The sequence below is a fragment of the Streptomyces rimosus subsp. rimosus genome, assembly GCF_000720725.1.
GTDB classification, from domain to species: domain Bacteria; phylum Actinomycetota; class Actinomycetes; order Streptomycetales; family Streptomycetaceae; genus Streptomyces; species Streptomyces rimosus_A.
The window spans coordinates 23,600-45,924 of the sequence record NZ_JOCQ01000039.1 but is presented as its reverse complement, the minus strand read 5'-3'; the positions used below and the strand labels follow the sequence as shown (position 1 = coordinate 45,924).

The following is a 22,325-nucleotide window of genomic DNA, read 5'->3' as shown; positions in this document are numbered from 1 at the left end:
CCGCCCGGGCCCTTCCCGGCCCTCGACTTTGCTTATCCTTGACCTTGATGTCCGAGCAGACGAGCAACAGCCGCCGCGCCGCCCCCGTCCTCCTCCTGCTCGGAGCGGTGGCCTACACCGCCTGGGTGCTGGAGGTGGTGCTGTCCACCGGGCTCGATCCGGTACGGACGTACGTCAGCGAACTGGCCGCCGCCGACCAGCCGCTCGGCGGCCTCTTCCGCGCCACGGACCTGGCCGCCGGGGTACTGGTGCTGGCCGGCGCGGTGGCCGCGCTGCTCACGCTGGAGCGGCGGCCCTGGGCCACGGCGGGCTGGGCCGCGCTCGCGCTCTTCGGCGCCGCCACCGCCGTCGACTCCCGGCTGCCGCTGAGCTGCGCGCCGACCAGCGACCCGGAGTGCGCGGCCCGCGAGACCGCGGGCCTGGTGCCCGCCACCCACACCGCGCACGCGATCAGCAGCTCGCTGGCCATGGTCGGCGCGCTGGCCGGTCTCGTCCTGCTGGCCGTCGCCGCCCGCCGGTACGGCTGGGGGGCGCCGCTCGGCCGGGTCGCGCCCGGGGTGACCGCCGCCGAACTGGCCGCCACCGTCTGGACGCTCAGCTCCATCGCCGCCTTCACCGAGGGGCACGGCACCTGGGCGCTCGGCGTCGGCCAGCGCCTCCAGGTCCTGCTGGTCGCCCTGTACGTGGGCCTGCTCGCGTGGTGTGTCGGGCGAGCGGGAACCACTACGGGGAGGGAAGGGGGAACAGCATGAGCGGGGACGGCGACAAGCACAAAGGCACGGCCCCCGGCCGCATGCTGCGCGTGGACGGCACGGTGCTGCATGTCCTGCGCGAGGGCGACGGGCCGGTGTGCGTGCTGAGCGGCGGGCTGGGCATGAGCTGGTTCGACTGGGATCCGGTCGTGGCCCGGCTGGCCCGGCACCGTACGGTGGTCCGCTTCGACCGGCCCGGCCTCGGGCTGAGCGCGCCCGCCGCCGGTCCGCCCACCGCGGCGGGCGAGGCCGCCCGGATCGCGCACGTCCTGGACGCGCTCGGCCTGCCCGGACCGTGCGCCGTCGTCGGCCACAGCCTGGCCGCCTTCCACGCCGAGGCGTTCGCCCGGCTCCACCCGGAGCGCGTCGCCGGTCTCGTGCTCGTCGACGGCAGTGTGGAGGAGGACCCGCGCCCGCGGCTGCCGCGTACGGTCCGTACGGCCTGGGCGGGCGGCCTCGCGTCCGTCCTGTCGGCGGCCGGGCTGCCGCGCGCCCTCGGCCCCACCGCGCGCCGCCTCACCGTGCGCGCCTCGACCGTGCGCAACCACCCGCGCGGCCCGCACGAGGCCGGCGTCTATCGCACCAGCCGGGTGCTGCGCGCCTGCGCCCTGGAGAACGCGACGTACGCCTACCAGGCCGCCGAGGTCGCCGCGCTGCGCCCGGAACACCCGCTGCGCGGCGTGCCGGTGACGGTCCTGGCCGCGTACGACGGCAGCGAGACGCCGCGCGAACTGCGCTGGCTGGAGCGCCAGCGGTCGCTGGCCACCCAGCTCGGCGGCACCTTCGCGGTCGCCGCCCCGGCCGGGCACCTGGTTATGGCCGACGCGCCGGACGCGGTGGCCACCGCCGTCCTGTCCCTCACCGCCGACCCGGACCTGGAAGGACCGCCGCGCGGACGCTGAACCTGCGAGCCTTCACGGCTTCGCGGTCCGCCGCGCCCGCAGCTCGAAGAACCGCGGTACGGACGCCGCGCCGACGAACGCGTCCCACAGCCGGTCGGCCTCCGCGCCGGTGGGCGTGGGCGCCACCACGGGCCCGAAGAAACCGCGTTCGCCGCGGGGCGTGGTGAGGACCGTGACGGGTGAGCCCGCGTCCTTGCCGGAGAACTCCTGCGCCTGTTCGCGGGCCCGGGCCACCTGCCGGTCCAGCGCGGCGTCGTGCAGTACGTAGGCGTACGCCGCGGCGCCCGCCTCCGTCAGGCACCGTTCGGCCAGCTCCGGCGACGGGTCCGCGCCGTCGTCGTGCACGGCGGCGCCGTACGCGGCATAGACCTTGCCGGTCAGCGTGTCCCGGCCGTCGGTGTGCGCGGCCTCGGCCAGGCGCAGCAGGCAGCGGCTCCCGGCGGCGACCGGGCGGCGCTTGTCGGGCAGCTCGTCCAGCGGCGCGCCGTCGGTCAGGTCGAAGGCGCGGTAGGACAGCGGGATGCCCCGGCGCTCGGTGGCGTCCGTCAGCCAGCGCGCGGTGCGCCAGGTCCAGGGGCAGGCGGAGTCGAAGTAGAACGTCACGGCCGTGACGTCGAAGTGCTTGCTCACGGGTTCTCCTCGGCCGTCGGCGGGCACTCGGGGCAGGGCGCGCGGATCAGGGCTGGTCCGGCGCGGCGGTGCGGTCCCGGGCGTCCGCGGAACAAAGCGGGATGAACAGGTCCGCCCTTCTCCGGGGTACCGTCCGCCGCTCCCGGGCAAACGTGCCGGTGCCGCCGTGCGGCCCGGCGGTTCTGTTCCCGGCCGAGGGTGCGTAATGTGACGGTAACCCCCTCACGTGATACTGGTGTGCCACACCTCGTTGACCGGCGGGGGTGGACAGGCCGATTGACCTGCGAGGATTGGTGAGCCATGGACAAGCAGCAGGAGTTTGTGCTCCGTACGCTGGAGGAGCGCGACATCCGCTTCGTACGACTGTGGTTCACCGACGTGCTGGGGTTCCTGAAGTCCGTCGCGGTGGCGCCCGCCGAGCTTGAGCAGGCGTTCGACGAGGGCATCGGCTTCGACGGCTCCGCGATCGAGGGCTTCGCGCGCGTATACGAGTCCGACATGATCGCCAAGCCGGACCCGGGCACCTTCCAGATCCTGCCGTGGCGCGCCGAGGCCCCCGGCACCGCCCGGATGTTCTGCGACATCCTGATGCCGGACGGCTCCCCGTCCTACGCCGACCCGCGCTACGTCCTCAAGCGCATCCTCGCCAAGACCTCCGACCTCGGCTTCACCTTCTACACCCACCCCGAGATCGAGTTCTTCCTGCTCAAGGACAAGCCGGTGGACGGCACCCGGCCCAGCCCCGCGGACTCCTCCGGCTACTTCGACCACACCCCGCAGAACGTCGGCATGGACTTCCGCCGCCAGGCGATCACCATGCTCGAATCGATGGGCATCTCGGTCGAGTTCAGCCACCACGAGGGCGCCCCCGGCCAGCAGGAGATCGACCTGCGCTACGCCGACGCGCTGTCCACGGCCGACAACATCATGACGTTCCGCCTGGTGATGAAGCAGGTCGCGCTGGAGCAGGGCGTACAGGCCACGTTCATGCCCAAGCCGTTCTCCGAATACCCGGGTTCGGGCATGCACACCCACCTCTCGCTCTTCGAGGGCGACCGCAACGCCTTCCACGAGTCGGGCGCCGAATACCAGCTCTCCAAGGTGGGCCGCTCCTTCATCGCCGGCCTGCTGCGGCACGCGGGCGAGATCTCCGCCGTCACCAACCAGTGGGTCAACTCCTACAAGCGCATCTGGGGCGGCGCCAACCGCACCGCGGGCGCCGGCGGCGAGGCCCCCTCGTACATCTGCTGGGGCCACAACAACCGCTCCGCGCTCATCCGCGTCCCCATGTACAAGCCGGGCAAGATGGGCTCCACCCGGGTCGAGGTCCGCTCCATCGACTCCGGCGCCAACCCCTACCTGACCTACGCGGTGCTGCTCGCGGCCGGTCTCAAGGGCATCGAGGAGGGCTACGAGCTGCCGGCCGGCGCCGACGACGACGTGTGGGCGCTGTCGGACTCCGAGCGCCGCGCCATGGGCATCGAGCCGCTGCCGCAGAACCTCGGCGAGGCCATCGACCTGATGGAGCGCAGCGAACTGGTCGCGGAGACCCTCGGCGAGCACGTCTTCGACTTCTTCCTGCGCAACAAGAAGCAGGAATGGGAGGAATACCGCTCCGAGGTGACCGCCTTCGAGCTGCGCAAGATGCTGCCGGTCCTGTGACCGCGCACCCCGCTCCGCAGAACCAGGGGCGGCGCAGCAGCGCCTTCTCCCGGCTGCTGCGGTACGGCTTCACCGACCCGTCGGCGGCCGGGCGGCTTCTCGAAGCGCCCGAACTGGCCGCCGTACGGGACGACTCGGTGCTCCTGGAGGCGCTGGGCGCCACCGCCGACCCCGACCTGGCGCTGACCGCGCTGGTCCGGCTGGCCGAGGCGCAGGACGACGACGAGCGGCAGACGCTGCTGTCCACGCTGATCACCGCGAAGCCGCTGCGCGACCGGCTGCTGGGCGTGCTCGGCGCGTCCGAGGCGCTCGGCGACCACCTCGTACGGCATCCGCGGGACTGGCACTCGCTGGTCACGTACGAGGCGGCCGACCTGCACCCGGCCACGCCCGAGTTCGAGGCGGCGCTCGCCGAGGGCGTCTGGGGCGAGCCGGGCCGGGAGCGGCCGCGCCCGGACGCGCTGCGCGCCGCGTACCGCCGCTGCCTGCTCGGCATCGCCGCGCGCGACGTGTGCGGTACCACCGACCTGGCCGAGACCGCCGCCGAGCTGGCCGACCTGGCGACCGCGACGGTGCGCGCCGCCCTGGAGATCGCCACCGAGGAGCAGCCCACCGACGCCGCCGCCTGCCGCCTGGCGGTCATCGCGATGGGCAAGTGCGGCGGCCGGGAGCTGAACTACGTCTCGGACGTGGACGTCATCTTCGTCGCCGAGGCGCGGGACGGCGAGGAGGAGCCCAAGGCCCTCCAGGCAGCGACCCGGCTGGCGGGCCGGATGATGCGGGTGTGCTCCGACGTCACCGCCGAGGGAACGATCTGGCCGGTGGACGCCAACCTGCGCCCCGAGGGCCGCAACGGGCCGCTCGTCCGCACCCTCAACAGCCACCTCGCCTATTACGAACGCTGGGCCAAGACCTGGGAGTTCCAGGCCCTGCTGAAGGCCCGGCCGATGGCGGGCGACGCGGAGCTGGGCAAGGAGTACGTGGCCGCGGTCACCCCGCTGGTCTGGCAGGTCTCCGAGCGCGAGAACTTCGTGACCGACGTACGGCAGATGCGCCGCCGCGTCGTGGAGAACATCCCCGCCGCCCAGGTCGACCGCGAACTGAAGCTGGGGCCCGGCGGGCTGCGCGACGTCGAATTCGCCGTCCAGCTGCTCCAGTTGGTGCACGGCCGCGGCGACGCGACGCTGCACAGTCCGAGCACCCTCGATGCCCTCTCGGCGCTGGCCGCGGGCGGCTACGTGGGCCGTGAGGACGCCAAGGCCCTGGACGCCGCGTACTGCTTCCTGCGCACGCTCGAACACCGCATCCAGCTCCACAAGCTGCGCCGCACCCACCTGATGCCCGAGGACGAGCCCGACCTGCGGCGCCTGGCCCGCTCGATGGGGATGCGCACCGAGCCGGTGGAGACGCTGCGCAAGGAGTGGAAGTGGCACGCCCGCGAGGTGCGGCGGCTGCACGAGAAGCTGTTCTACCGGCCGCTGCTGGACGCCGTGGCGCACCTGGAGGAGGGCGGGACCCGGCTCTCCGCCAAGGCCGCCGGCCAGCGCCTCGAAGCCCTCGGCTACGCCGACCCGGTCGCCGCGCTGCGCCACCTCGAAGCGCTGGCCTCCGGCGTCACCCGCAAGGCCGCCATCCAGCGCACCCTGCTGCCCGTCCTGCTGGCCTGGTTCGCCGACTCCGCCGACCCGGACGCCGGACTGCTCAACTTCCGCAAGGTCTCCGACGCGCTCGGCAAGACGCCCTGGTACCTGCGCCTGCTGCGCGACGAGGGCGCCGCGGCCGAGAACCTGGCCCGCGTCCTGTCGGCCGGCCGCTTCGCCCCCGACCTGCTGCTGCGTGCGCCCGAGGCGGTCGCGCTGCTCGGCGCCAAGGACGGGCTGCAGCCGCGCGGCCGGGCCGCGCTGGAGCAGGAGGTGCTGGCCGCGGTCGGCCGCGCGGAGGGCGCCGAACAGGCCGTCGCGGCGGCTCGCGGAGTACGGCGCCGCGAGCTGTTCCGTACGGCGGCGGCGGACCTGATCGGCGCGTACGGCACCGACGGCCGCCCCGCCGAGCAGGACCGCGGGCACGCCGCCGACGTGGTCGGCGGCGCCGTCTCCGACCTGACCGCCGCCACCATCGCGGGCGCGCTGCGCGCCGCCGTACGCGACCGGTGGGGCGACACCCTGCCCACCCGCTTCACCGTCATCGGCATGGGCCGCTTCGGCGGCCACGAGCTGGGGTACGGCTCCGACGCCGACGTGCTGTTCGTGCACGAGCCGCGCGAAGGCGCCGACGAGCAGGAGGCCGCCAAGGCCGCGCACGCCGTCGCCAACGAGATGCGCCGCCTGCTCCAGCTGCCGTCCTCCGACCCGCCGCTCCCGATCGACGCCGACCTGCGCCCGGAGGGCAAGACCGGCCCGCTGGTGCGCACCCTCTCCTCCTACGCCGCCTACTACCGGCGCTGGTCGCTTGTCTGGGAGGCGCAGGCCCTGCTGCGCGCCGAGCCGGTCGCGGGCGACGCGGAGCTGGGGGAGCGGTTCATCGAGCTGGTCGACCCGCTGCGCTACCCGGTGGAGGGGCTGGGCGAGGACGCCGTACGGGAGATCCGCCGGCTCAAGGCCCGGATGGAGACCGAACGGCTGCCGCGCGGCGCCGACCCGACCACCCACACCAAGCTCGGCCGCGGCGGCCTGAGCGACGTGGAGTGGACCGTGCAGCTGATCCAGATGCAGCACGCCTGGGCGGAGCCGGGCCTGCGCACGACCCGTACGCGGACGGCGCTGGCCGCGGCCCGCGACGCCGGGCTGCTGGCCACGGAGGACGCGCAGATCCTGGACGAGGCGTGGGTGCTCGCGTCGCGGGTGCGCAACGCGGTGATGCTCGTACGGGGCCGCTCCGGCGACACGTTCCCGGCCGACGCGCGGGAGCTGGCGGCGGTCGGCCGCTACCTCGGCTACGAGGAGGGGCACGTCGGGGAGATGCTGGACGACTACCGGCGCACGACGCGCCGGGCCCGTGCGGTGGTGGAGACGATCTTCTACGGGGCGTCCTGACCCGGGGAGATGCGCCGGGGGCGCGGCGGTCTCAGACTGCGGCGACCCGGCGCGGCAGCCGGTGCGGCAGCGCCGCGTACCAGGCGAAGGCCAGGCCGATCCCGAAGGCCAGGCACAGGATGCCGCCCACCGCGTCCAGCCAGAAGTGGTTGGCGGTGGAGACGATCACCACGAGGGTGGTGGCCGGGTAGAGCAGGCCCAGCACCTTGGCCCACACGGGCTTGGCGATCAGCGCGATCATCACGCCGCACCACAGCGACCAGCCGATGTGCATCGAGGGCATCGCCGCGTACTGGTTGGACATCGAGGCGAGGTTGCCGGAGGCCATCGAGCCCCAGGTGTGGTGGACGATGACGGTGTCGATGAAGCCGCCGCCGTTCATCAGGCGGGGCGGGGCCAGCGGGTAGAGGTAGTAGCCGAGCAGGGCCACGCCGGTGGTCGCGAAGAGCGCGAGGCGGGCGGCGGCGTACCGGCCGGGGTGCCAGCGGTAGAGCCATACCAGCACCCCGATGGTCAGTATGAAGTGCAGTGTGGCGTAGTAGTAGTTCATCGAGACGATGAGCCAGGTCACCGAGTCGACGGCGTGGTTGACGGTCTTCTCCACCGCTATGCCGAGGGTGTGCTCGGCCCGCCAGATCCAGTCCGCGTTCTTCAGCGCCTGGGCCTTCTGCTCGGGCACGGCGTTGCGGATCATGGAGTAGATCCAGTAGCTGACCGCGATCAGCAGGATCTCGAACCACAGCCGCGGGGTACGGGGGGAGCGCAGGCGGGCCAGCCGGCCACCGGAGGACACGCTCGGCGCGTCGTCCTCGGTGGGCGGCGGTACGGCCGCACGGCCGTCAAGAGTCTTCACATGCGCTTCACCCATAGGCAGACAGTCTGCCAGAAAGGGGTCCGCGGCCGATCACCCTCTGGTCGGGTCCCGGAAGGCCCCGCGTAGCACTTCAGGGGGAGGGGGAACCCTTACGTACGGCTTTCATCCGTATCGGAGGAGACCGCCGGACCGGGAACCCGGGCGGTCTTCGGAGCGGAAGCGGTTGAACCGCGAACCACCAGCTCCGGGTGGAAGACGAACTCGCTGTGCGGCGCCGGGGTGCCGCCGACCTCCTCCAGCAGCGCGCGCACGGCCGCCTGGCCCATCGCGGTGACCGGCTGCCGGATCGTGGTCAGCGGCGGGTCCGTGAAAGCGATCAGCGGGGAGTCGTCGAAGCCGACGACCGAGACGTCCCGGGGCACGTCCAGGCCCTGCTGCCGCGCGGCCCGGATCGCGCCCAGCGCCATCATGTCGCTCGCGCACACCACCGCCGTGCAGCCGCGGGTGATCAGCGCGGCGGCCGCGGCCTGCCCGCCCTCCAGGGTGTAGAGGGAGTGCTGGACCAGCTCCTGGGCGGCGGCCCGGTCCAGGCCCAGCTGCTCGCCCATGCTGTCCAGGAAGCCCTCGATCTTGCGCTGGACCGGCACGAAGCGCTTCGGGCCGAGCGCCAGCCCGATCCGTTCATGGCCCAGTGCCGCCAGATGGGTGACGGCGAGGCGGATCGCGGCCCGGTCGTCGGGCGAGACGAACGGCGCCTGCACCTTGTCGGAGAAGCCGTTGATCAGGACGAAGGGCACCCCCTGGCCGCGCAGCTGCTCATAGCGCTGCATGTCGGCGGAGGTGTCGGCGTGCAGCCCGGAGACGAAGATGATCCCGGCGACGCCGCGGTCCACCAGCATCTCGGTCAGCTCGTCCTCGGTGGAGCCGCCCGGCGTCTGGGTGGCCAGTACCGGGGTGTAGCCCTGGCGGGTCAGCGCCTGGCCGATGACCTGCGCGAACGCCGGGAAGATCGGGTTCTCCAGCTCCGGCGTTATCAGGCCGACCAGCCCGGCGCTGCGCTGCCGCAGCCGTACCGGACGCTCGTACCCGAGCACGTCGAGCGCGGCCAGCACGGACTGGCGGGTGGTCGCGGAGACACCGGGTTTTCCGTTGAGCACCCGGCTGACGGTGGCCTCGCTGACACCCGCCTGCGCTGCGATATCGGCCAGCCGGGCGGTCATGGGTGGGACTGTACCGGTCGCCTCCCGGATTGCCCACGTTGCCCGCGCTTCCGGCGGCGGGCGGCGCCGCGGGACCGCCCGCCGAGGCCGTCCCTCAGAGCCCCCACCAGGTGCAGGAGTCGCCCGGCAGCAGGGCGGTGTCCCCTTCGGCCGCGAGCGTCGTGGAGGAGAGCAGCACCCGTCCGGGGCGGGGGAGTTCGACGGCGCGGTCCAGGGTGTTCAGGGTGCACAGCAGGTCGGTGTGGCCGGATCGGCCGGTACGGGTGAAGGCCAGTACCCCGTCCGGCGCCTCGGTCCAGGCCAGGCTTCCGTCGCCGAGGCTGGTGTGCGCGCGGCGCAGGGCGAGCGCCGCGCGGTACAGCTCCAGGGTGGAGGCCGGGTCGCCGGTCTGGGCCCGTACGGACAGGTCCTTCCAGGCACGCGGCTGCGGCAGCCAGCTGCCGCCGGGCCCGAAGCCGTACGCGGCCGACTCGCTGCACCACGGCAGCGGCACCCGGCAACCGTCGCGGTGCCCGTCCTGCCCGTCGCCGCGGAAGAACGCCGGGTCCTGGCGCACCTCGTCGGGCAGGTCGGTGACCTCGGGCAGGCCCAGTTCCTCGCCCTGGTAGAGGTAGGCCGAACCGGGCAGCGCGAGCATCATGAGCGTGGCGGCGCGGGCCCGCCGCAGGCCGCCGAGCCGGGTGGTGTGCCGCACCACGTCGTGGTTGGACAGCACCCAGGAGGTGGTGGCGCCGACCGAGGCGGTCGCGGCGAGCGAGGCGTCGACGATCGCGCGCAGCGCGGCGGCGGACCAGCCGGCGGTCAGGAACTGGAAGTTGAACGCCTGGTGCAGCTCGTCGGGGCGTACGTACAGGGCCAGCCGCTCGGGGGAGGGCGCCCAGGCCTCGGCGACGCCGATGCGCTCGCCGGGGTAGGAGTCCAGCAGCCGCCGCCAGGTCCGGTGGATCTCGTGGACGCCGTCCTGGTCGAAGAAGGGCAGCACCTGGCTGCCGATGAGCTTGGCCTGCTCCTTGTGGCCGATGTCCGGCAGCCCCGCCGCCTTGATCATGCCGTGCGCCACATCGATGCGGAAGCCGTCCACGCCGAGGTCGAGCCAGAAGCGCAGGATGGCCTCGAACTCGGTGTGCACGTCCGGGTTCTCCCAGTCCAGATCGGGCTGCTGCGGGGCGAACAGGTGCAGATACCAGTCGCCGCGTCCGGTACGGGTCCAGGCGGGCCCGCCGAAGACCGACTCCCAGTCGTTGGGCGGCAGCTCGCCGTCCGCGCCCTTGCCGGGGCGGAAGATGTAGCGCTGCCGGGCCAGTTCCGGGTCCTGGAACCAGGGGTGCTGGTCGGAGGTGTGGTTGGGCACGATGTCGACGATCACCCGCAGGCCCAGCGCGTGCGCGGCCCGTACGAGGTCGTCGGCGTCCTGGAGGCAGCCGAACAGCGGGTCCACCGAGCGGTGGTCGGCGACGTCGTACCCGCCGTCGGTCTGCGGCGAGGCGTAGAACGGGGTGAGCCAGACGGCGTCCACGCCCAGGTCCCGCAGGTAGGGCAGGCGCTCCCGGGCACCGCGCAGGTCGCCGATCCCGTCGCCGTCGCAGTCCGCGAAGGACCGCACGTACACCTGGTAGATGACGGCGTCGCGCCACCAGCCCGTACGGCTGCCGGGGGTGTGGACCGCGCGGGCGGGGTCGGTCGAAGTCAGGTCCTGGGTCATCCGGCATCCCTGTCGAGAGTGGGGCGTTTCGGGGCAGAGCGTCCATGCATCGTCTTGCAGGGTCCAGGCGTCGATCGGCGGACGGTCGTGTACGGGATCAACGCGCGGGGCGCGACGGGGTGACGGGCCGGTGGGCGCACAAGCCCCTGGTGAGCGGCTTGCCGGGGTGCGCGGGGCGCGGTGCGCGCGGGCGCCGCCCCCGGCAAACCGTTCCAGCGGCTTTGCAGAAAGTTGCCGCAAGGTCTTTCGAATTCATTTCCGCGCTGTTACGTTCCTGTCCGCCATCACAGGCGTTCCGAACGGCCGAGCGAGGCGTTCCGGCGCCATCTCGGGCGTTCCCTTAAGGAGTTCACATGCGGCGTGGCATGGTGACCACCGCGTTGGTCGCGGGTCTGGCAATGGCGGCGACGGCCTGCGGAGGCGGCGGCGGAGGAGGCGGTCAGCAGGGCGGGGGCGAGCTGTCGGGCACCGTGACCTTCTGGGACACCTCCAACGACGCCGAGAAGGCGACGTACAAGAAGCTGGCCGAGGACTTCGAGAAGGAGCACCCCAAGGTCGACGTCAAGTACGTCAGCGTGGCGTTCGGCGAGGCCAACGCCAAGTTCAAGAACGCGGCGGGCGCCGGCGCCGGAGCCCCCGACGTGATGCGCACCGAGGTCGCCTGGGTCGCCGACTTCGCCAACCTCGGCTACCTCGCGCCGCTGGACGACACCCCGGCCCTGGACAACGCGGGGGACTACCTCCCGCAGGCGCTCGGCAGCACGAAGTTCAAGGACAAGACCTATGCGGTCCCGCAGGTCACCGACACCCTCGGCCTCTTCTACAACAAGCGGCTCCTCAAGGAGGCCGGCGTCGGGGTCCCCAAGACCTTTGCCGAGCTGTCCGCCGCCGCCAAGCAGATCAAGGACAAGACCGGCGCCACCGCGCTCTACCTGCGCGGCGACGACCCGTACTGGTTCCTGCCGTACCTGTACGGCGAGGGCGGCGACATGGTCGACGCCCGCGACAAGATCGTCACGATCGACGACGACGCCGGTGTGAAGGCGTTCAAGGCCATCAAGGACCTGGTCGACTCCAAGGCCGCCGTCACCGACGCCACCGACGGCCAGGAGAACCAGCTCAAGGCCCTCAAGGACGGCAGTGTCGCGATGGCGATCAGCGGCCCGTGGGACATCGAAGGCGTCCGCGCGGGCAAGGAGTTCAAGGACAAGAAGAACCTGGGCGTCGCGCCCGTGCCCGGCGGCAGCGCCTCCCAGGGCTCCCCGCAGGGCGGCTGGAACCTCTCCGTCTACGCCGGCTCGAAGAACCTCCAGGCCTCCTACGCCTTCGCGAAGTACATGAGCTCGGCGAAGGTGCAGCAGCAGACCACCGAGAAGCTGAGCCTGCTGCCCACCCGGAAGTCGGTCTACGAGCTCCCGTCCGTCAAGAACAACGAGATGGTCGGCTTCTTCAAGCCCGCCGTCGACAAGGCCGTCCAGCGCCCGTGGATCGCCCAGGGCAACTCCCTCTTCGAGCCGGTCAAGGTCCAGATGAACAAGGTCCTCACCGGCGCCGCCACCCCCGAGCAGGCCGCCAAGGCCGTCGGCGACAGCTACCGCAAGATCCTCAAGGACTACAAGTGACGGACGCGGTACGGATGTCCCGGTCCCGGCGGAAGGCGGCCGCTTCCGCCGGCGCGCCGGGCCGGGTACGCAGAGCCCTGGGCACCCACTGGTACGCCTGGACCATGGTCGCCCCGGTGGTGCTCGTCATCGGCGTCATCATCGGCTACCCGCTGGTCCGCGGCGTGTACCTGTCGCTGACCGACGCCAACGAGGCCAACGTCGAGCGCAACATCGGGATGAACCACATCCCGGCCACCTACACGTTCACCGGCCTGGACAAGTACACCCAGATCCTGGGCGACGGCGTCTTCTGGAGCCGGCTCGGCTGGACCGTGGCGTGGACGGTGGCCTGCGTCGGCCTCACCTTCGCCATCGGCCTGACCCTGGCCAACCTGCTCAACCGCAAGCTGCGCGGCCGCACCTTCTACCGGCTGGCGCTGATCCTGCCCTGGGCCATCCCCGCCTTCGTCTCCGTCTTCACCTGGCGGCTGCTCTACAACGAGAAGAACGGCCTGCTCAACAAGCTCCTCGCGGGCGGCGGCATCGACGCGGTGCCGTGGCTGAACGACCCGACCTGGGCCAAGCTGTCGGTCATCGCCGTCAACGTCTGGCTGGGCGTACCGTTCATGCTCGTCGCGCTGCTCGGCGGCCTCCAGTCGATCCCGGGCGAGCTGTACGAGGCCGCGGAGATGGACGGCGCGAACGCCTGGCAGCGGTTCCGCAACATCACCCTGCCCGGCCTGCGCGGGGTGAGCAGCACCGTGATCCTGCTCTCCACCATCTGGACGTTCAACATGTTCCCGGTGATCTACCTGCTCACCCGGGGCGGCCCCGGCGACGCCACGGAGATCCTGGTGACGTACGCCTACCGGCTCTCCTTTGTCGACAGTCCGCGGGACTTCGCCGGCTCGGCCGCCTGGGGCGTGCTGATCCTGCTCCTGCTGTCCATGATCGCGGTGGTCTACCGCCGCTCGCTCCGCAAGCAGGGAGAGGTGTGGTGATGGCGAAGCTCTCGCGCAACAGCCGCAGCCCGCTGGCCTCCGTCGGCCTGCACGTGACCCTCCTGATCGCCGCCGTCGTCGCGGTCTTCCCGCCGCTGTGGCTGCTGGTCACCTCCTTCAAGCCGAAGAACGACGCCTTCACCACCAGCCTGGTCAGCAACTTCACGTTCGCCAACTACCGGCATGTGGTCGCCGACACCCAGTTCCTGACCTGGTTCGGCAACTCGGTGCTCGTCGTCGGCGTCACCACCGTCGTCGGCGTCTTCGTCGCCGCCACCACCGGCTACGCCGTCAGCCGCTTCCGCTTCCCCGGCATGCGCCCGCTGATGTGGCTGCTGCTGATCACGCAGATGTTCCCGGTCGCGGTGCTGATCGTGCCGCTGTACAACCTGATGGCGAGCCTGGGCCTGCTCAACCAGCCGGCCGGCCTGGTCATCACATATCTGACCATCGCCGTACCCTTCTGCGCCTGGATGATGAAAGGCTTCTTCGACACCATCCCGGTGGAGATCGACGAAGCCGGGCGGGTGGACGGCCTCAACCCCTTCGGCACCTTCTGGCGCCTGGTCCTGCCGCTGGCCCGCCCCGGCCTGGCCGTCACCGGCTTCTACACCTTCGTGACGGCCTGGGCCGAGGTCGCGTACGCCTCCGCCTTCATGACCGGCGAGGAGAACCTGACCCTCGCCGGTGGCCTGCAGACCTTCGTCAACCAGTACGTCAACGACTGGGGCTCGATGACCGCCGCCGCCGTGATCATCGCGGTGCCCGCGGCCCTGGTCTTCGCCTTCGCCCAGCGCCACCTCGTCGCCGGACTGACCGCCGGCACCACCAAGGGATGACATGACCACCCAGCACACCGACGCCACCGGAACACCCGCCGAAACCCAGTGGTGGCGCGACGCGGTGATCTACCAGGTCTACCCGCGCAGCTTCGCCGACGGCAACGGCGACGGCATGGGCGACCTCCCGGGCATCCGCACGCGCCTGCCGTACCTGAAGGACCTGGGCGTCGACGCCGTCTGGCTCAGCCCCTTCTACTCCTCGCCGCAGGCCGACGCGGGTTACGACGTGGCCGACTACCGCGTCATCGACCCGGCCTTCGGCACCCTCGCCGACGCCGAGGCCGTCATCCGCGACGCGCACGACCTGGGCCTGCGCGTCATCGTGGACGTCGTGCCGAACCACTGCTCCGACCAGCACGTCTGGTTCCGGCAGGCGCTGGAGGAGGGCCCCGGCTCGACGCTGCGCGACCGCTTCCACTTCCGCAAGGGCCGCGGTGAGAACGGCGAACTCCCGCCGAACGACTGGGAGTCCGTCTTCGGCGGCCCCGCCTGGACCCGCGTCCCCGACGGCGAGTGGTACCTCCACCTGTTCGCCCCCGAACAGCCCGACTTCAACTGGGACAGCCCGGCCGTCCAGGACGAGTTCCGCTCCATCCTGCGCTTCTGGCTCGACCTCGGCGTGGACGGCTTCCGTATCGACGTGGCCCACGGCCTGGTCAAGGCCCCTGGCCTGCCGGACATGGGCCGCGCCGACCAGCTCAAACTGCTCGGCAACCAGGTGCTGCCGTTCTTCGACCAGGACGGTGTGCACGAGATCTACCGTTCGTGGCGCAAGGTCCTGGACGAGTACGCGGGCGAGCGCATCGGCGTAGCGGAGGCCTGGACCCCGAGCACCGACCGCACCGCCCTCTACCTCCGCCCCGACGAGCTGCACCAGGCGTTCAACTTCCACTACCTGAACACGGGCTGGGACGCGCCCGCACTGCGGACCGTCATCGACGCGTCCCTGGACGCCATGCGTCCGGTCGGCGCCCCCACCACCTGGGTTCTCTCCAACCACGACGTGGTCCGGCACGCCACCCGCCTCGGCGGCGACGCCCGCCGCGCCCGCGCCGCGGCCCTGCTCATGCTCGCGCTCCCCGGCTCCGCGTACGTCTACCAGGGCGAGGAACTGGGCCTCCCCGAGGTCACCGACCTGCCCGACGAGGTGCGCCAGGACCCGTCCTTCTTCCGCGCCAACGGTCAGGACGGCCTGCGCGACGGCTGCCGCGTGCCGATCCCGTGGTCCGGCGACACCGCCCCGTACGGCTTCGGTACGGGCGGCAGCTGGCTGCCGCAGCCTGCCGAGTGGGCGCGGCTGAGCGTCGCCGCCCAGACCGGCGACCCGGCCTCCATGCTGGAGCTGTACCGTACGGCGCTCAAGCTGCGCCGCGATCACCCCGGCCTGGGCGCGGGCGACGCGGTCGAGTGGCTGGCTGCCCCCGAAGGCGTGCTGGCCTTCCGCCGCCCCGGCGGCTTCGTCTGCGCCGTGAACACGAGCGCCGGACCGGTCCGCGCCCCCGCCGAGCCGTCCTGGCGCCTGCTGCTGGCGTCGTCCGACCTCCTCACCGTGGACGACGAGCTGATGATCCCGGCGGACACCGCCGTGTGGTGGGAAGCGTGACGGACCACCCCGACGTGCCGCCGGCCGGGGGCAACGGCCCCCGGCTGGCGCACATCGCCGCGCAGGCCCAGGTCAGCGAGGCGACGGTCAGCCGGGTGCTCAACGGGAAGGCGGGCGTGGCCCGGGGCACCCGGCAGCGGGTGCTGGCGGCCCTCGACCTGCTCGGCGGCGAGCGCCCCGTACGGCTGCGGCGCACCAGCGCCGGGCTGGTCGGCCTGATCGTCCCCGAACTGACCAACCCGATCTTCCCGGCCTTCGCCCAGCTCATCGAACAGGCCCTGGCCGGCCACGGCTACACCCCGGTCCTGTGCACCCAGCTCCCCGGCGGCGCCACGGAAGACGAACTCGTCGAGCAGCTGGAAGCCCGCGGCGTCACCGGCATCATCTTCCTCTCCGGCCTGCACTCCGACAGCACCACCGACCCCACCCGCTACACCCGCCTCACCGACCGCGGCGTCCCGTACGTCCTCATCAACGGCTACCACGAGGACATCGCCGCGCCCTTCGTCTCCCCGGACGACCGGGTGGCCGCCCGCATGGCCGTACGCCACCTCGCCGAACTCGGCCACCGGAACATCGGCCTGGCCGTCGGCCCGGCCCGCTACGTACCGTCGCGCCGCAAGGCCGAAGGGTTCACGGCGGCGCTGAGCGACTCCTTCGGCCTGCACCGCGGAGCGGCCGAACGCCTCATCCGCCACACCCTGTTCGGCGTCGAAGGCGGACACGCCGCAGCCGCGTCCCTGCTGGACGCGGGCTGTACGGCGATCGTCTGCGGCAGCGACCTGATGGCGCTCGGCGTCGTCCGCGCGGCACGGCAGCGCGGCCTGGACGTACCGGGCGAGGTCTCGGTCATCGGCTTCGACGACTCCGAACTCATCGCCTTCACCGACCCGCCGCTGACGACCGTCCGCCAGCCGGTGCGGGCGATGGCCACGGCGGCCGTGGACGCGCTGATCGAGGAGATCCGCGCGCGGGCCGACGGCGACCGGTCGCCGGACCGCCACACGGAGTTCGTCTTCCAGCCGGAGCTGGTGGTACGGGGGTCGACGGGGCCGGCCGCCGGCGTCAGCTCTTGAGCGGGTCGGCGGGTTCGCCCGCCCGTGATGGCGCGCGGTCCGGTTCGGTGTTGCGGCACCAGGTCTCGGTCGCGCGCAGCGCCCCGATGAGCCCCACCGCGCCGAAGACCACGGGCAGGAGCAGGGCTATGCGGTAACTGTGCAGGCCGGCCGGCCCCGGCCCATGGTGCGTGAGGTCGACGATCCACCCGAAGAGCGGCTGGATGACCGCCGACGCGCCGAACACACCGGTGTTGGCCACGGCCAGTGCGGTGGCGGCCACCTTGCCGGGGACCAGTTCCTTGAGCGTGGCGAAGGACACGGTGACCTGTGAGGCGGCGAGGCCGACGAGCAGGTAGAGCGCGAGGCCGCTCCAGCCGGGCCGCCAGGGCGCGAGCGCGAGCAGGAGCCAGCCGGCCAGGGCCGCGAACGACGAGACCACCAGCAGGGGTTTGCGCCGGCCGAGCCGGTCGGACACCAAGCCGATCACGAAGGAGCCGATTCCGTAGCAGGCCAGGGCGAGCGTGGTGTACACGGTGGCCTGCGCGTTGGACAGGTGGAAGCCGTCGGTCAGCACCGGCACTCCCCACAGGCCGGAGAAGGCGTAGAAGGTCCCGTTGGTGCCGATGGTGCACCAGAAGACGGGCCACAGCTTCCGGTTCCGCAGGGTGTCCCGGACACCGTGCCAGGCACTTTCCGTACGGCCGGCCCCGGCCCGCGCCAGTTCGGCCTGCGGTCCGGGCCCGTTGCGGACGAACAGCAGGACCGACATCGCCAGCAGGAACGAGATGGCGGCGGCAGAACCGTAGACGGTCCGCCACGACATGTGGTGGAGCAGCAGTGCCGAAGGGCTGCCGGCGAGGACGCTGCCCGCGTTGGCGAGCAGCATGGTGAGGCCGGTGACGGCGCCGTAGTGCCGGGCGGAGAACCACACGGCGTTGTTCTTCATCACGCCGACGAAGACCACCGAGAGCCCCAGGCCGGTCAGTACCGGACCCGCCGATGCCTGGAAGAGGCTGTGGGCCGTCGCCTGCGCGCCGGCTCCCAGCGCGGTCACCAGCGATCCCGCTGTGACGCACAGCCGCGTTCCCCAGCGGTCCACCAGCAGGCCGGCGGGGATCTGCGCGGCGGTGTACACCCAGAAGTGCCAGGCGGCGAGCACGCCGAGCTGGGCGGCGGACGCGCCGAGCGCGGCGCTCACCGACTGGGCGAACGTGGCCGGGGCGAACCGGTAGAAGAAGCCGGACAGGAAGCACGCGACGAGGACCGTGTACCCGCTCCAGCGCAGGAACCGGAAGCGGCGGTCAGCCGGCACGGAGCACCTGGTCGAGGATCCAGTTGTCCAGGTGGTGGACGACGTGCTCTTCGGGGACGTAGCAGCCGGGGGCAGCGGCGGTCAGGCCCTTCTGCTGGTACTCGGTGATCCAGTCGTCCTCGTCGATCACCTGGTCCAGGCGCTTGAAGTAACGCTTGGAGACCTCGTCGAAGTCGTCGCGCTCCAGGGTCGACGCGGGGAAGGAGTATCCGACGCGGACACGGGTGCGGACGGCCGAGTCGGGGATCTTGTGAATCCACCACATGACGTCCTGCGCGGTGACGAGGAAGAAGCCCGGCAGCAGGATCGAGAAGTGCGCGCCGTTGGCCGCTTTGCCCGTCAGGCCGGGTGTGTGGGGGAATCCGCTGTCCCGCTCACCAGGATGCAGCGCGGGGGTGTGCGGCGATTCGTGGTGGACGCCGATCCAGTTGCCCACGGAATCCGCCATCGTGACGGGCTGCTCACCGATCGACCCGCGGTGGATGTGCTTGGTGTGCAGCGTCTCCATGTCGACCTCGACATAGAGCTTCCAGTTGGAGTCCAGCACGTACTCCCGCTCCTGTACGGCGACCATCTGCCCGGTCCGGTGCGGCGCGGCAACGGTGGAAAGGTAGTTGCCGAGATAGGTGTCCAGAGTGGGGGAGGACGCCGGGTCGCCCAGGTGGACGAAGACCAGGCCCTCGCGGACGCCGCAGGGAACCTGCAGGAGGTTTCGCCCCATGCCCGCCAGCTCTTCCCGGCTGTACCCCGTCAGGCCGGGTGCGTGCTTGAGCACCCCTTCGAGGCTGTACGTCCACGAGTGATAAGGACAGCGCAGGCCCCGGCACGACCCGGAACCCTCCTCGGCCACCGGAGCGCCGCGGTGCCGGCACGAGTTGCGGAATGCCCTGATCTCCCCGTCGTCACCGCGGACGATCAGTAACGGCTCGTCCAGCAGCCGCAGGGTGAAGAAGTCGCCGGGCTTGGCGACCGAGGACGCCAGTCCGGCGAAGTGCCACGCGGGACGGAACAAGGTTTCCATCTCCCGCTGGAACCACGCCTCGTCCGAATACACCCAAGGGGGCAGCATTTCGGCCTGTTCACGTGGCAGACGGGTCGCCGCGTAGTGGTCTGGATCGAAAATGTCGGTCGGCCTGCTCACTGTGCTGTGACCTTCTCGTGAGAATTCCGGGGGCAGCGTGCAGTATTCCTCTGCCGGGCGGGCCCGGTGAGGCGAATCTTTCGCCGGTCGACTCTAGGGCGGGCCGCTGCAACCGTCCATGTCCTAAAGGTCAATTGACAGGAGAATCGGGTGAGCAGCGCTGGAGGAAGGGGGCAGTCGGCGGTCACCGCGGGAAAATCGCGCGGGACGGGGTCGGCCCGGTCCACGGAAAGCGCCGGGCCGGTGCGCCGGAAAAGCTTCGAACTTGCCGACCTTGCGGATGAATCGCTCTTCGTCCGGGCCGGGGCTCAGGACACCGGGTGACCGGCCCGTCACGCCCATGCGCCCTCGCTCGCCCGTTTCATCTTTGTTGCTCAGCATTCTCAGCGATGCGAGCACCTTCGGGATGTTTGGGTCCGGGTGTGGCCATGGGTTTCACCGTCTCTGCAGGTGAGGGCGGGGAAGGTGCCCCCGCCGGCGCGAAGTGGCGTCACTCACGGTTTTCACGCCCGAATGCCGGGCAGTCCTTTCTCCGGGAGTATGCCCGAAAAGAAACGCGCTCTCAGCTGGTTTCGGGTGCACCGGGGTCGTGCATCTGCTCAAGATCGAAACACCGTCTATGGTTGCCTTGCCGCGTCTGATCAGCTTGCGCCCGCCCGAGCTGCGGTAGAAGGGGGAACATGACGTGGAGGAGGCCCGTCGGTGCGAAGTGGCTACTGTCCGGGGGTTACGTCAAGGCGACTGGGCCGTGGAATTGGAGAGGGTGTGTCTGCTCTCCGATCGTGAGGAGCAGGTCTTCCGGCTGCTCGGGGACGGTCACTCGAACCGTGCCATTTCTCTGCGGTTGAACGTGACGGAACGGACGGTCAAGGCACATGTCGCCCAGATTCTCGAAAAACTTCGCGTGGAGTCTCGCCTGCAGGCCGGAATCGTCTCGTACGCGCACCGGGTACTGAACGAAAGCCCTGCTCCCTGTTTCTGCGGATTCGGTCGGGACGGTGACCGCCGGTCAGGGCGGTGACCGCCGCCGCGGCGTCACCGGCATCACCTCCCTCGCCGGCCCGCACTCCGACAGCACCACCGGCCCTGCCCGCCACACGGAGTTCGTCGTCCAGTCGGAGCTGGTGGTACGGGGGCACGGGACCGGCCGCACCGGGGCGGGTCAGCGGTCCGGGCTGAGGCGGAGGCGCCGGGACACGATGGCGCGGGCGACGTGCAGCAGGGGGAGGTCGTGGCGCCAGGCGTGGGCGCGCAGGCGTACCAGGGCTTCGTCGATGCTCACGTCGAGCTGGGCGGTGAGCATGCCGGCGGCCTGATGGACCGCCGCGCGGTGCAGGTCCGGGCCCTGGGTTCCGTCGGCCAGGGCGTGTGTCGGGGTGTGCAGCAGCAGTTCCAGGGCCACCCGGGCGAACCGGGCGAAATCCTGGTACTGGCGCTCGGGGAAGGGACCGGGAGCGGTGCGGTAGCCGGTCAGGACACCGGCGGTGGCGGCACCCAGCAGGAGGGGCACGGCGATGACGGCGCGGGCCGGTGTGCGGCACGCGGCGGGGGCGAACAGCGGCCAGCGGCTGCCGGGGGCCGCGCCCAGGTCGGTTTCGATGACGGTACGCCGGGTCCTCGCGGCGTCCAGGGTGGGGCCTTCGCCGAGGGTGTACTGCATGTCCTCCAGTTCCGGGCCGAACGGGTCGGCGGGATCGGCCCACAGCAGTTCCAGCGCGCCGCGCCGGGAGCGCAGGGCGAGGGTCAGGGCGTCGAGGCGCAGGAGACGGGCAGCCTCGTCCGCCGGGGCGGCGGACAGGTCGCTGCCGGTGCCGGCGGCCCGGTGCAGGCTGTCCAGCAGATCGGTGAACTCACCGCGGACCATCACTCATCCCCCCCCGGACCGGGCTGGGGGGCAAGTGGACGACCGGCGGTGACGGGTTCCCGGTCACCGGACGGGGGTGAGCAGGTCGGCCGGCACGTCACCCCGGGTGACCCGAGCCGACAGATCGGTGAGTTTCTGCTGTCGGGAACGGGCGTAGGCGCGCAGCCGCTGGAACGCGTCGTCCATGTCGACGCTCAGGCGGGCGGAGAGCACGCCCTTGGCCTGTTCGATGACCAGACGGCTGTCCAACGCGGTCTGCAACTGTTCGAGCACCTGGTCCTTGTCGGCCAGCTGCTGCCGGAAGGCCAGGGCGGTACCGGCGGCGTCGGCGAGCGTCTGCGCCAGCCGGAGGTCCTGGCCGCCGAGGTAGGGCTGTTCGGCCATGAGCAGGTTCAGGGCGCCCAGGGACAGTTGCGGCAGATGCAGGTTCACCGCGGCCACCGCCGTGATCCCGGCCCGGCGGGCCCGGGGCGCGAAGCGCGGCCACCGGATGCTGCCCGGCGGCTCGGACAGCGAGAGCACCGGCAGCGCGCGGTGGGCGCGGGCACTGTCGAGGCACGGGCCTTCGTTCAGCTCGCTCTGGTCCTCCTCCAGGGCCAGGCACAGTTCGTCGGAGGCGGTGACGTACACGACGGTGTTGCCGTCCGGCTCCAGGACGGTGATACCGGCGCTCCGCACCGGCAGCAGGGCGACCGCCTGGGCGGTCAGGTCGTGCAGCAGCTCCAGCGGGTCGAAGCCCGCGGGGCGGTCTGCGAGGTCGAGAACACCTTGGGCGATCAGTAATTCGCGGTTGGTGGTGGTCATGCGGCGCCCGCCCATCGGCTGGCACCCGTCCCATGACGGCGGCGGGGTCAAGGCTGCGTCCGGCGGCGGGGAATGTCGGCCCTTCTCTCAGGCCTTGCCGTGCCCGCTGACGAGGACTTCGCTGTTCGCCTCTCATTCCTGGCCGGCCCGTCCGAAGCTGCCGCGGCGGCCGGTTCCACGCAGCCCGGACAGCCTCACGGTGCGTTCTGGTGGTTACCCGTTCTCCGGGCTCCGAAACCGGGGGCGTTCGGTTTTCGCGTCCGTATACGTCCACGCCCGCCTCGGCGTACGTGCGGTAAGGCTTCGCAGCGATCAGCGCAGGTGACAGGATGACCGTCCGCGACGGCTTTCAGCTGTGCCGCCGCAGCCACCACGGGAAAGG

The 22,325-nt window shown here is 71.6% G+C and carries 18 protein-coding genes; 10 read left to right on the top strand and 8 right to left on the bottom strand.

Annotation, left to right across the window (positions count from 1 at the left end):
• Positions 1 to 47 precede the first annotated feature (47 nt).
• Positions 48 to 752: a DUF998 domain-containing protein gene (locus tag IH45_RS0120760; protein WP_030670300.1), complete on the top strand. Its 705-nt coding sequence runs from the start codon at positions 48 to 50 to the stop codon at positions 750 to 752.
• Positions 749 to 1,654 (top strand): alpha/beta fold hydrolase, encoded by a 906-nt coding sequence (locus IH45_RS0120755; protein ID WP_030670297.1) that lies wholly within the window; start codon positions 749 to 751, stop codon positions 1,652 to 1,654. The genes IH45_RS0120760 and IH45_RS0120755 overlap by 4 nt, the downstream gene beginning before the upstream one ends.
• A 12-nt stretch (positions 1,655 to 1,666) precedes the next feature.
• Here IH45_RS0120755 and IH45_RS0120750 read toward each other — a convergent pair whose 3' ends face one another.
• Positions 1,667 to 2,284, bottom strand: a complete 618-nt coding sequence (locus IH45_RS0120750; RefSeq protein WP_050515025.1) for a mycothiol-dependent nitroreductase Rv2466c family protein — start codon at positions 2,282 to 2,284, stop codon at positions 1,667 to 1,669.
• 300 nt (positions 2,285 to 2,584) lie between these two features.
• Between IH45_RS0120750 and IH45_RS0120745 the strand changes: the two genes are divergently transcribed.
• Positions 2,585 to 3,946, top strand: a complete 1,362-nt coding sequence (locus IH45_RS0120745; RefSeq protein WP_030670291.1) for a glutamine synthetase family protein — start codon at positions 2,585 to 2,587, stop codon at positions 3,944 to 3,946.
• A complete protein-coding gene (locus IH45_RS0120740) occupies positions 3,943 to 6,978 on the top strand; it encodes a bifunctional [glutamine synthetase] adenylyltransferase/[glutamine synthetase]-adenylyl-L-tyrosine phosphorylase (RefSeq protein WP_030670288.1) in 3,036 nt (1,011 codons plus the stop codon). Before IH45_RS0120745 ends, IH45_RS0120740 begins: the two co-directional genes overlap by 4 nt.
• 31 nt (positions 6,979 to 7,009) lie before the next feature.
• On the opposite strand, the gene IH45_RS0120735 is transcribed toward IH45_RS0120740, so the two are convergent.
• The 3 genes from IH45_RS0120735 to IH45_RS0120725 all read right to left on the bottom strand — a co-directional run bounded on the left by IH45_RS0120735 (position 7,010) and on the right by IH45_RS0120725 (position 10,714).
• Positions 7,010 to 7,846: a phosphatase PAP2 family protein gene (locus tag IH45_RS0120735; protein ID WP_030670285.1), complete on the bottom strand. Its 837-nt coding sequence runs from the start codon at positions 7,844 to 7,846 to the stop codon at positions 7,010 to 7,012.
• Positions 7,847 to 7,941: 95 nt separating this feature from the next.
• The gene (locus IH45_RS0120730) at positions 7,942 to 9,012 is read right to left on the bottom strand and encodes a LacI family DNA-binding transcriptional regulator (RefSeq protein WP_030670282.1); all 1,071 of its coding nucleotides are present in this window, start codon (positions 9,010 to 9,012) and stop codon (positions 7,942 to 7,944) included.
• A gap of 94 nt (positions 9,013 to 9,106) precedes the next feature.
• The gene (locus IH45_RS0120725; protein WP_030670279.1) at positions 9,107 to 10,714 is read right to left on the bottom strand and encodes a glycoside hydrolase family 13 protein; all 1,608 of its coding nucleotides are present in this window, start codon (positions 10,712 to 10,714) and stop codon (positions 9,107 to 9,109) included.
• A gap of 353 nt (positions 10,715 to 11,067) precedes the next feature.
• On the opposite strand from IH45_RS0120725, the gene IH45_RS0120720 reads away from it, so the two are divergent.
• Genes IH45_RS0120720 through IH45_RS0120700 form a run of 5 tightly spaced genes read left to right on the top strand, consistent with a single transcriptional unit; the run spans position 11,068 to position 16,840 of the window.
• On the top strand, positions 11,068 to 12,336 hold the full coding sequence (locus IH45_RS0120720; protein ID WP_030670278.1) for an extracellular solute-binding protein: 1,269 nt from the start codon (positions 11,068 to 11,070) through the stop codon (positions 12,334 to 12,336).
• Between the two features lie 14 nt (positions 12,337 to 12,350).
• Positions 12,351 to 13,319, top strand: a complete 969-nt coding sequence (locus IH45_RS0120715) for a carbohydrate ABC transporter permease (RefSeq protein WP_050515027.1) — start codon at positions 12,351 to 12,353, stop codon at positions 13,317 to 13,319.
• Positions 13,319 to 14,158 carry a sugar ABC transporter permease gene (locus IH45_RS0120710; protein WP_030670272.1) on the top strand — a complete coding sequence of 280 codons (840 nt, stop codon included), beginning with the start codon at positions 13,319 to 13,321 and terminating at the stop codon, positions 14,156 to 14,158. Before IH45_RS0120715 ends, IH45_RS0120710 begins: the two co-directional genes overlap by 1 nt.
• Position 14,159: 1 nt before the next feature.
• The gene (locus tag IH45_RS0120705; RefSeq protein ID WP_030670269.1) at positions 14,160 to 15,764 is read left to right on the top strand and encodes a glycoside hydrolase family 13 protein; all 1,605 of its coding nucleotides are present in this window, start codon (positions 14,160 to 14,162) and stop codon (positions 15,762 to 15,764) included.
• Positions 15,761 to 16,840 (top strand): LacI family DNA-binding transcriptional regulator, encoded by a 1,080-nt coding sequence (locus tag IH45_RS0120700; protein WP_050515024.1) that lies wholly within the window; start codon positions 15,761 to 15,763, stop codon positions 16,838 to 16,840. Before IH45_RS0120705 ends, IH45_RS0120700 begins: the two co-directional genes overlap by 4 nt.
• On the opposite strand, the gene IH45_RS0120695 is transcribed toward IH45_RS0120700, so the two are convergent.
• Together IH45_RS0120695 and IH45_RS0120690 are read right to left on the bottom strand one after the other, a co-directional pair.
• A complete protein-coding gene (locus IH45_RS0120695; RefSeq protein ID WP_050515023.1) occupies positions 16,830 to 18,134 on the bottom strand; it encodes an MFS transporter in 1,305 nt (434 codons plus the stop codon). The genes IH45_RS0120700 and IH45_RS0120695 overlap by 11 nt on opposite strands.
• Positions 18,124 to 19,275, bottom strand: coding sequence for an aromatic ring-hydroxylating oxygenase subunit alpha (locus tag IH45_RS0120690; RefSeq protein WP_158813180.1), 1,152 nt, complete (start codon positions 19,273 to 19,275; stop codon positions 18,124 to 18,126). The genes IH45_RS0120695 and IH45_RS0120690 overlap by 11 nt, the downstream gene beginning before the upstream one ends.
• Positions 19,276 to 19,960: 685 nt before the next feature.
• Here IH45_RS0120690 and IH45_RS1000000151065 point away from each other — a divergent pair.
• Positions 19,961 to 20,296: a response regulator transcription factor gene (locus IH45_RS1000000151065; RefSeq protein WP_078897689.1), complete on the top strand. Its 336-nt coding sequence runs from the start codon at positions 19,961 to 19,963 to the stop codon at positions 20,294 to 20,296.
• A gap of 141 nt (positions 20,297 to 20,437) precedes the next feature.
• On the opposite strand, the gene IH45_RS0120685 is transcribed toward IH45_RS1000000151065, so the two are convergent.
• Positions 20,438 to 21,139: a GAF and ANTAR domain-containing protein gene (locus IH45_RS0120685; RefSeq protein WP_050515022.1), complete on the bottom strand. Its 702-nt coding sequence runs from the start codon at positions 21,137 to 21,139 to the stop codon at positions 20,438 to 20,440.
• A 63-nt stretch (positions 21,140 to 21,202) separates the two neighbouring features.
• Positions 21,203 to 21,943, bottom strand: coding sequence for a GAF and ANTAR domain-containing protein (locus IH45_RS0120680; protein WP_030670252.1), 741 nt, complete (start codon positions 21,941 to 21,943; stop codon positions 21,203 to 21,205).
• Positions 21,944 to 22,325: the final 382 nt, after the last annotated feature.

Coding starts and splice junctions, on each gene's coding strand:
- IH45_RS0120760 (WP_030670300.1), top strand. CDS start 48: ATGTCCGAGCAGACGAGCAACAGCCGCCGCGCCGCCCCCGTCCTCCTC.
- IH45_RS0120755 (WP_030670297.1), top strand. CDS start 749: ATGAGCGGGGACGGCGACAAGCACAAAGGCACGGCCCCCGGCCGCATG.
- IH45_RS0120745 (WP_030670291.1), top strand. CDS start 2,585: ATGGACAAGCAGCAGGAGTTTGTGCTCCGTACGCTGGAGGAGCGCGAC.
- IH45_RS0120735 (WP_030670285.1), bottom strand. CDS start 7,846: ATGGGTGAAGCGCATGTGAAGACTCTTGACGGCCGTGCGGCCGTACCG.
- IH45_RS0120730 (WP_030670282.1), bottom strand. CDS start 9,012: ATGACCGCCCGGCTGGCCGATATCGCAGCGCAGGCGGGTGTCAGCGAG.
- IH45_RS0120725 (WP_030670279.1), bottom strand. CDS start 10,714: ATGACCCAGGACCTGACTTCGACCGACCCCGCCCGCGCGGTCCACACC.
- IH45_RS0120720 (WP_030670278.1), top strand. CDS start 11,068: ATGCGGCGTGGCATGGTGACCACCGCGTTGGTCGCGGGTCTGGCAATG.
- IH45_RS0120715 (WP_050515027.1), top strand. CDS start 12,351: ATGTCCCGGTCCCGGCGGAAGGCGGCCGCTTCCGCCGGCGCGCCGGGC.
- IH45_RS0120710 (WP_030670272.1), top strand. CDS start 13,319: ATGGCGAAGCTCTCGCGCAACAGCCGCAGCCCGCTGGCCTCCGTCGGC.
- IH45_RS0120705 (WP_030670269.1), top strand. CDS start 14,160: ATGACCACCCAGCACACCGACGCCACCGGAACACCCGCCGAAACCCAG.
- IH45_RS0120685 (WP_050515022.1), bottom strand. CDS start 21,139: ATGGTCCGCGGTGAGTTCACCGATCTGCTGGACAGCCTGCACCGGGCC.
- IH45_RS0120680 (WP_030670252.1), bottom strand. CDS start 21,943: ATGACCACCACCAACCGCGAATTACTGATCGCCCAAGGTGTTCTCGAC.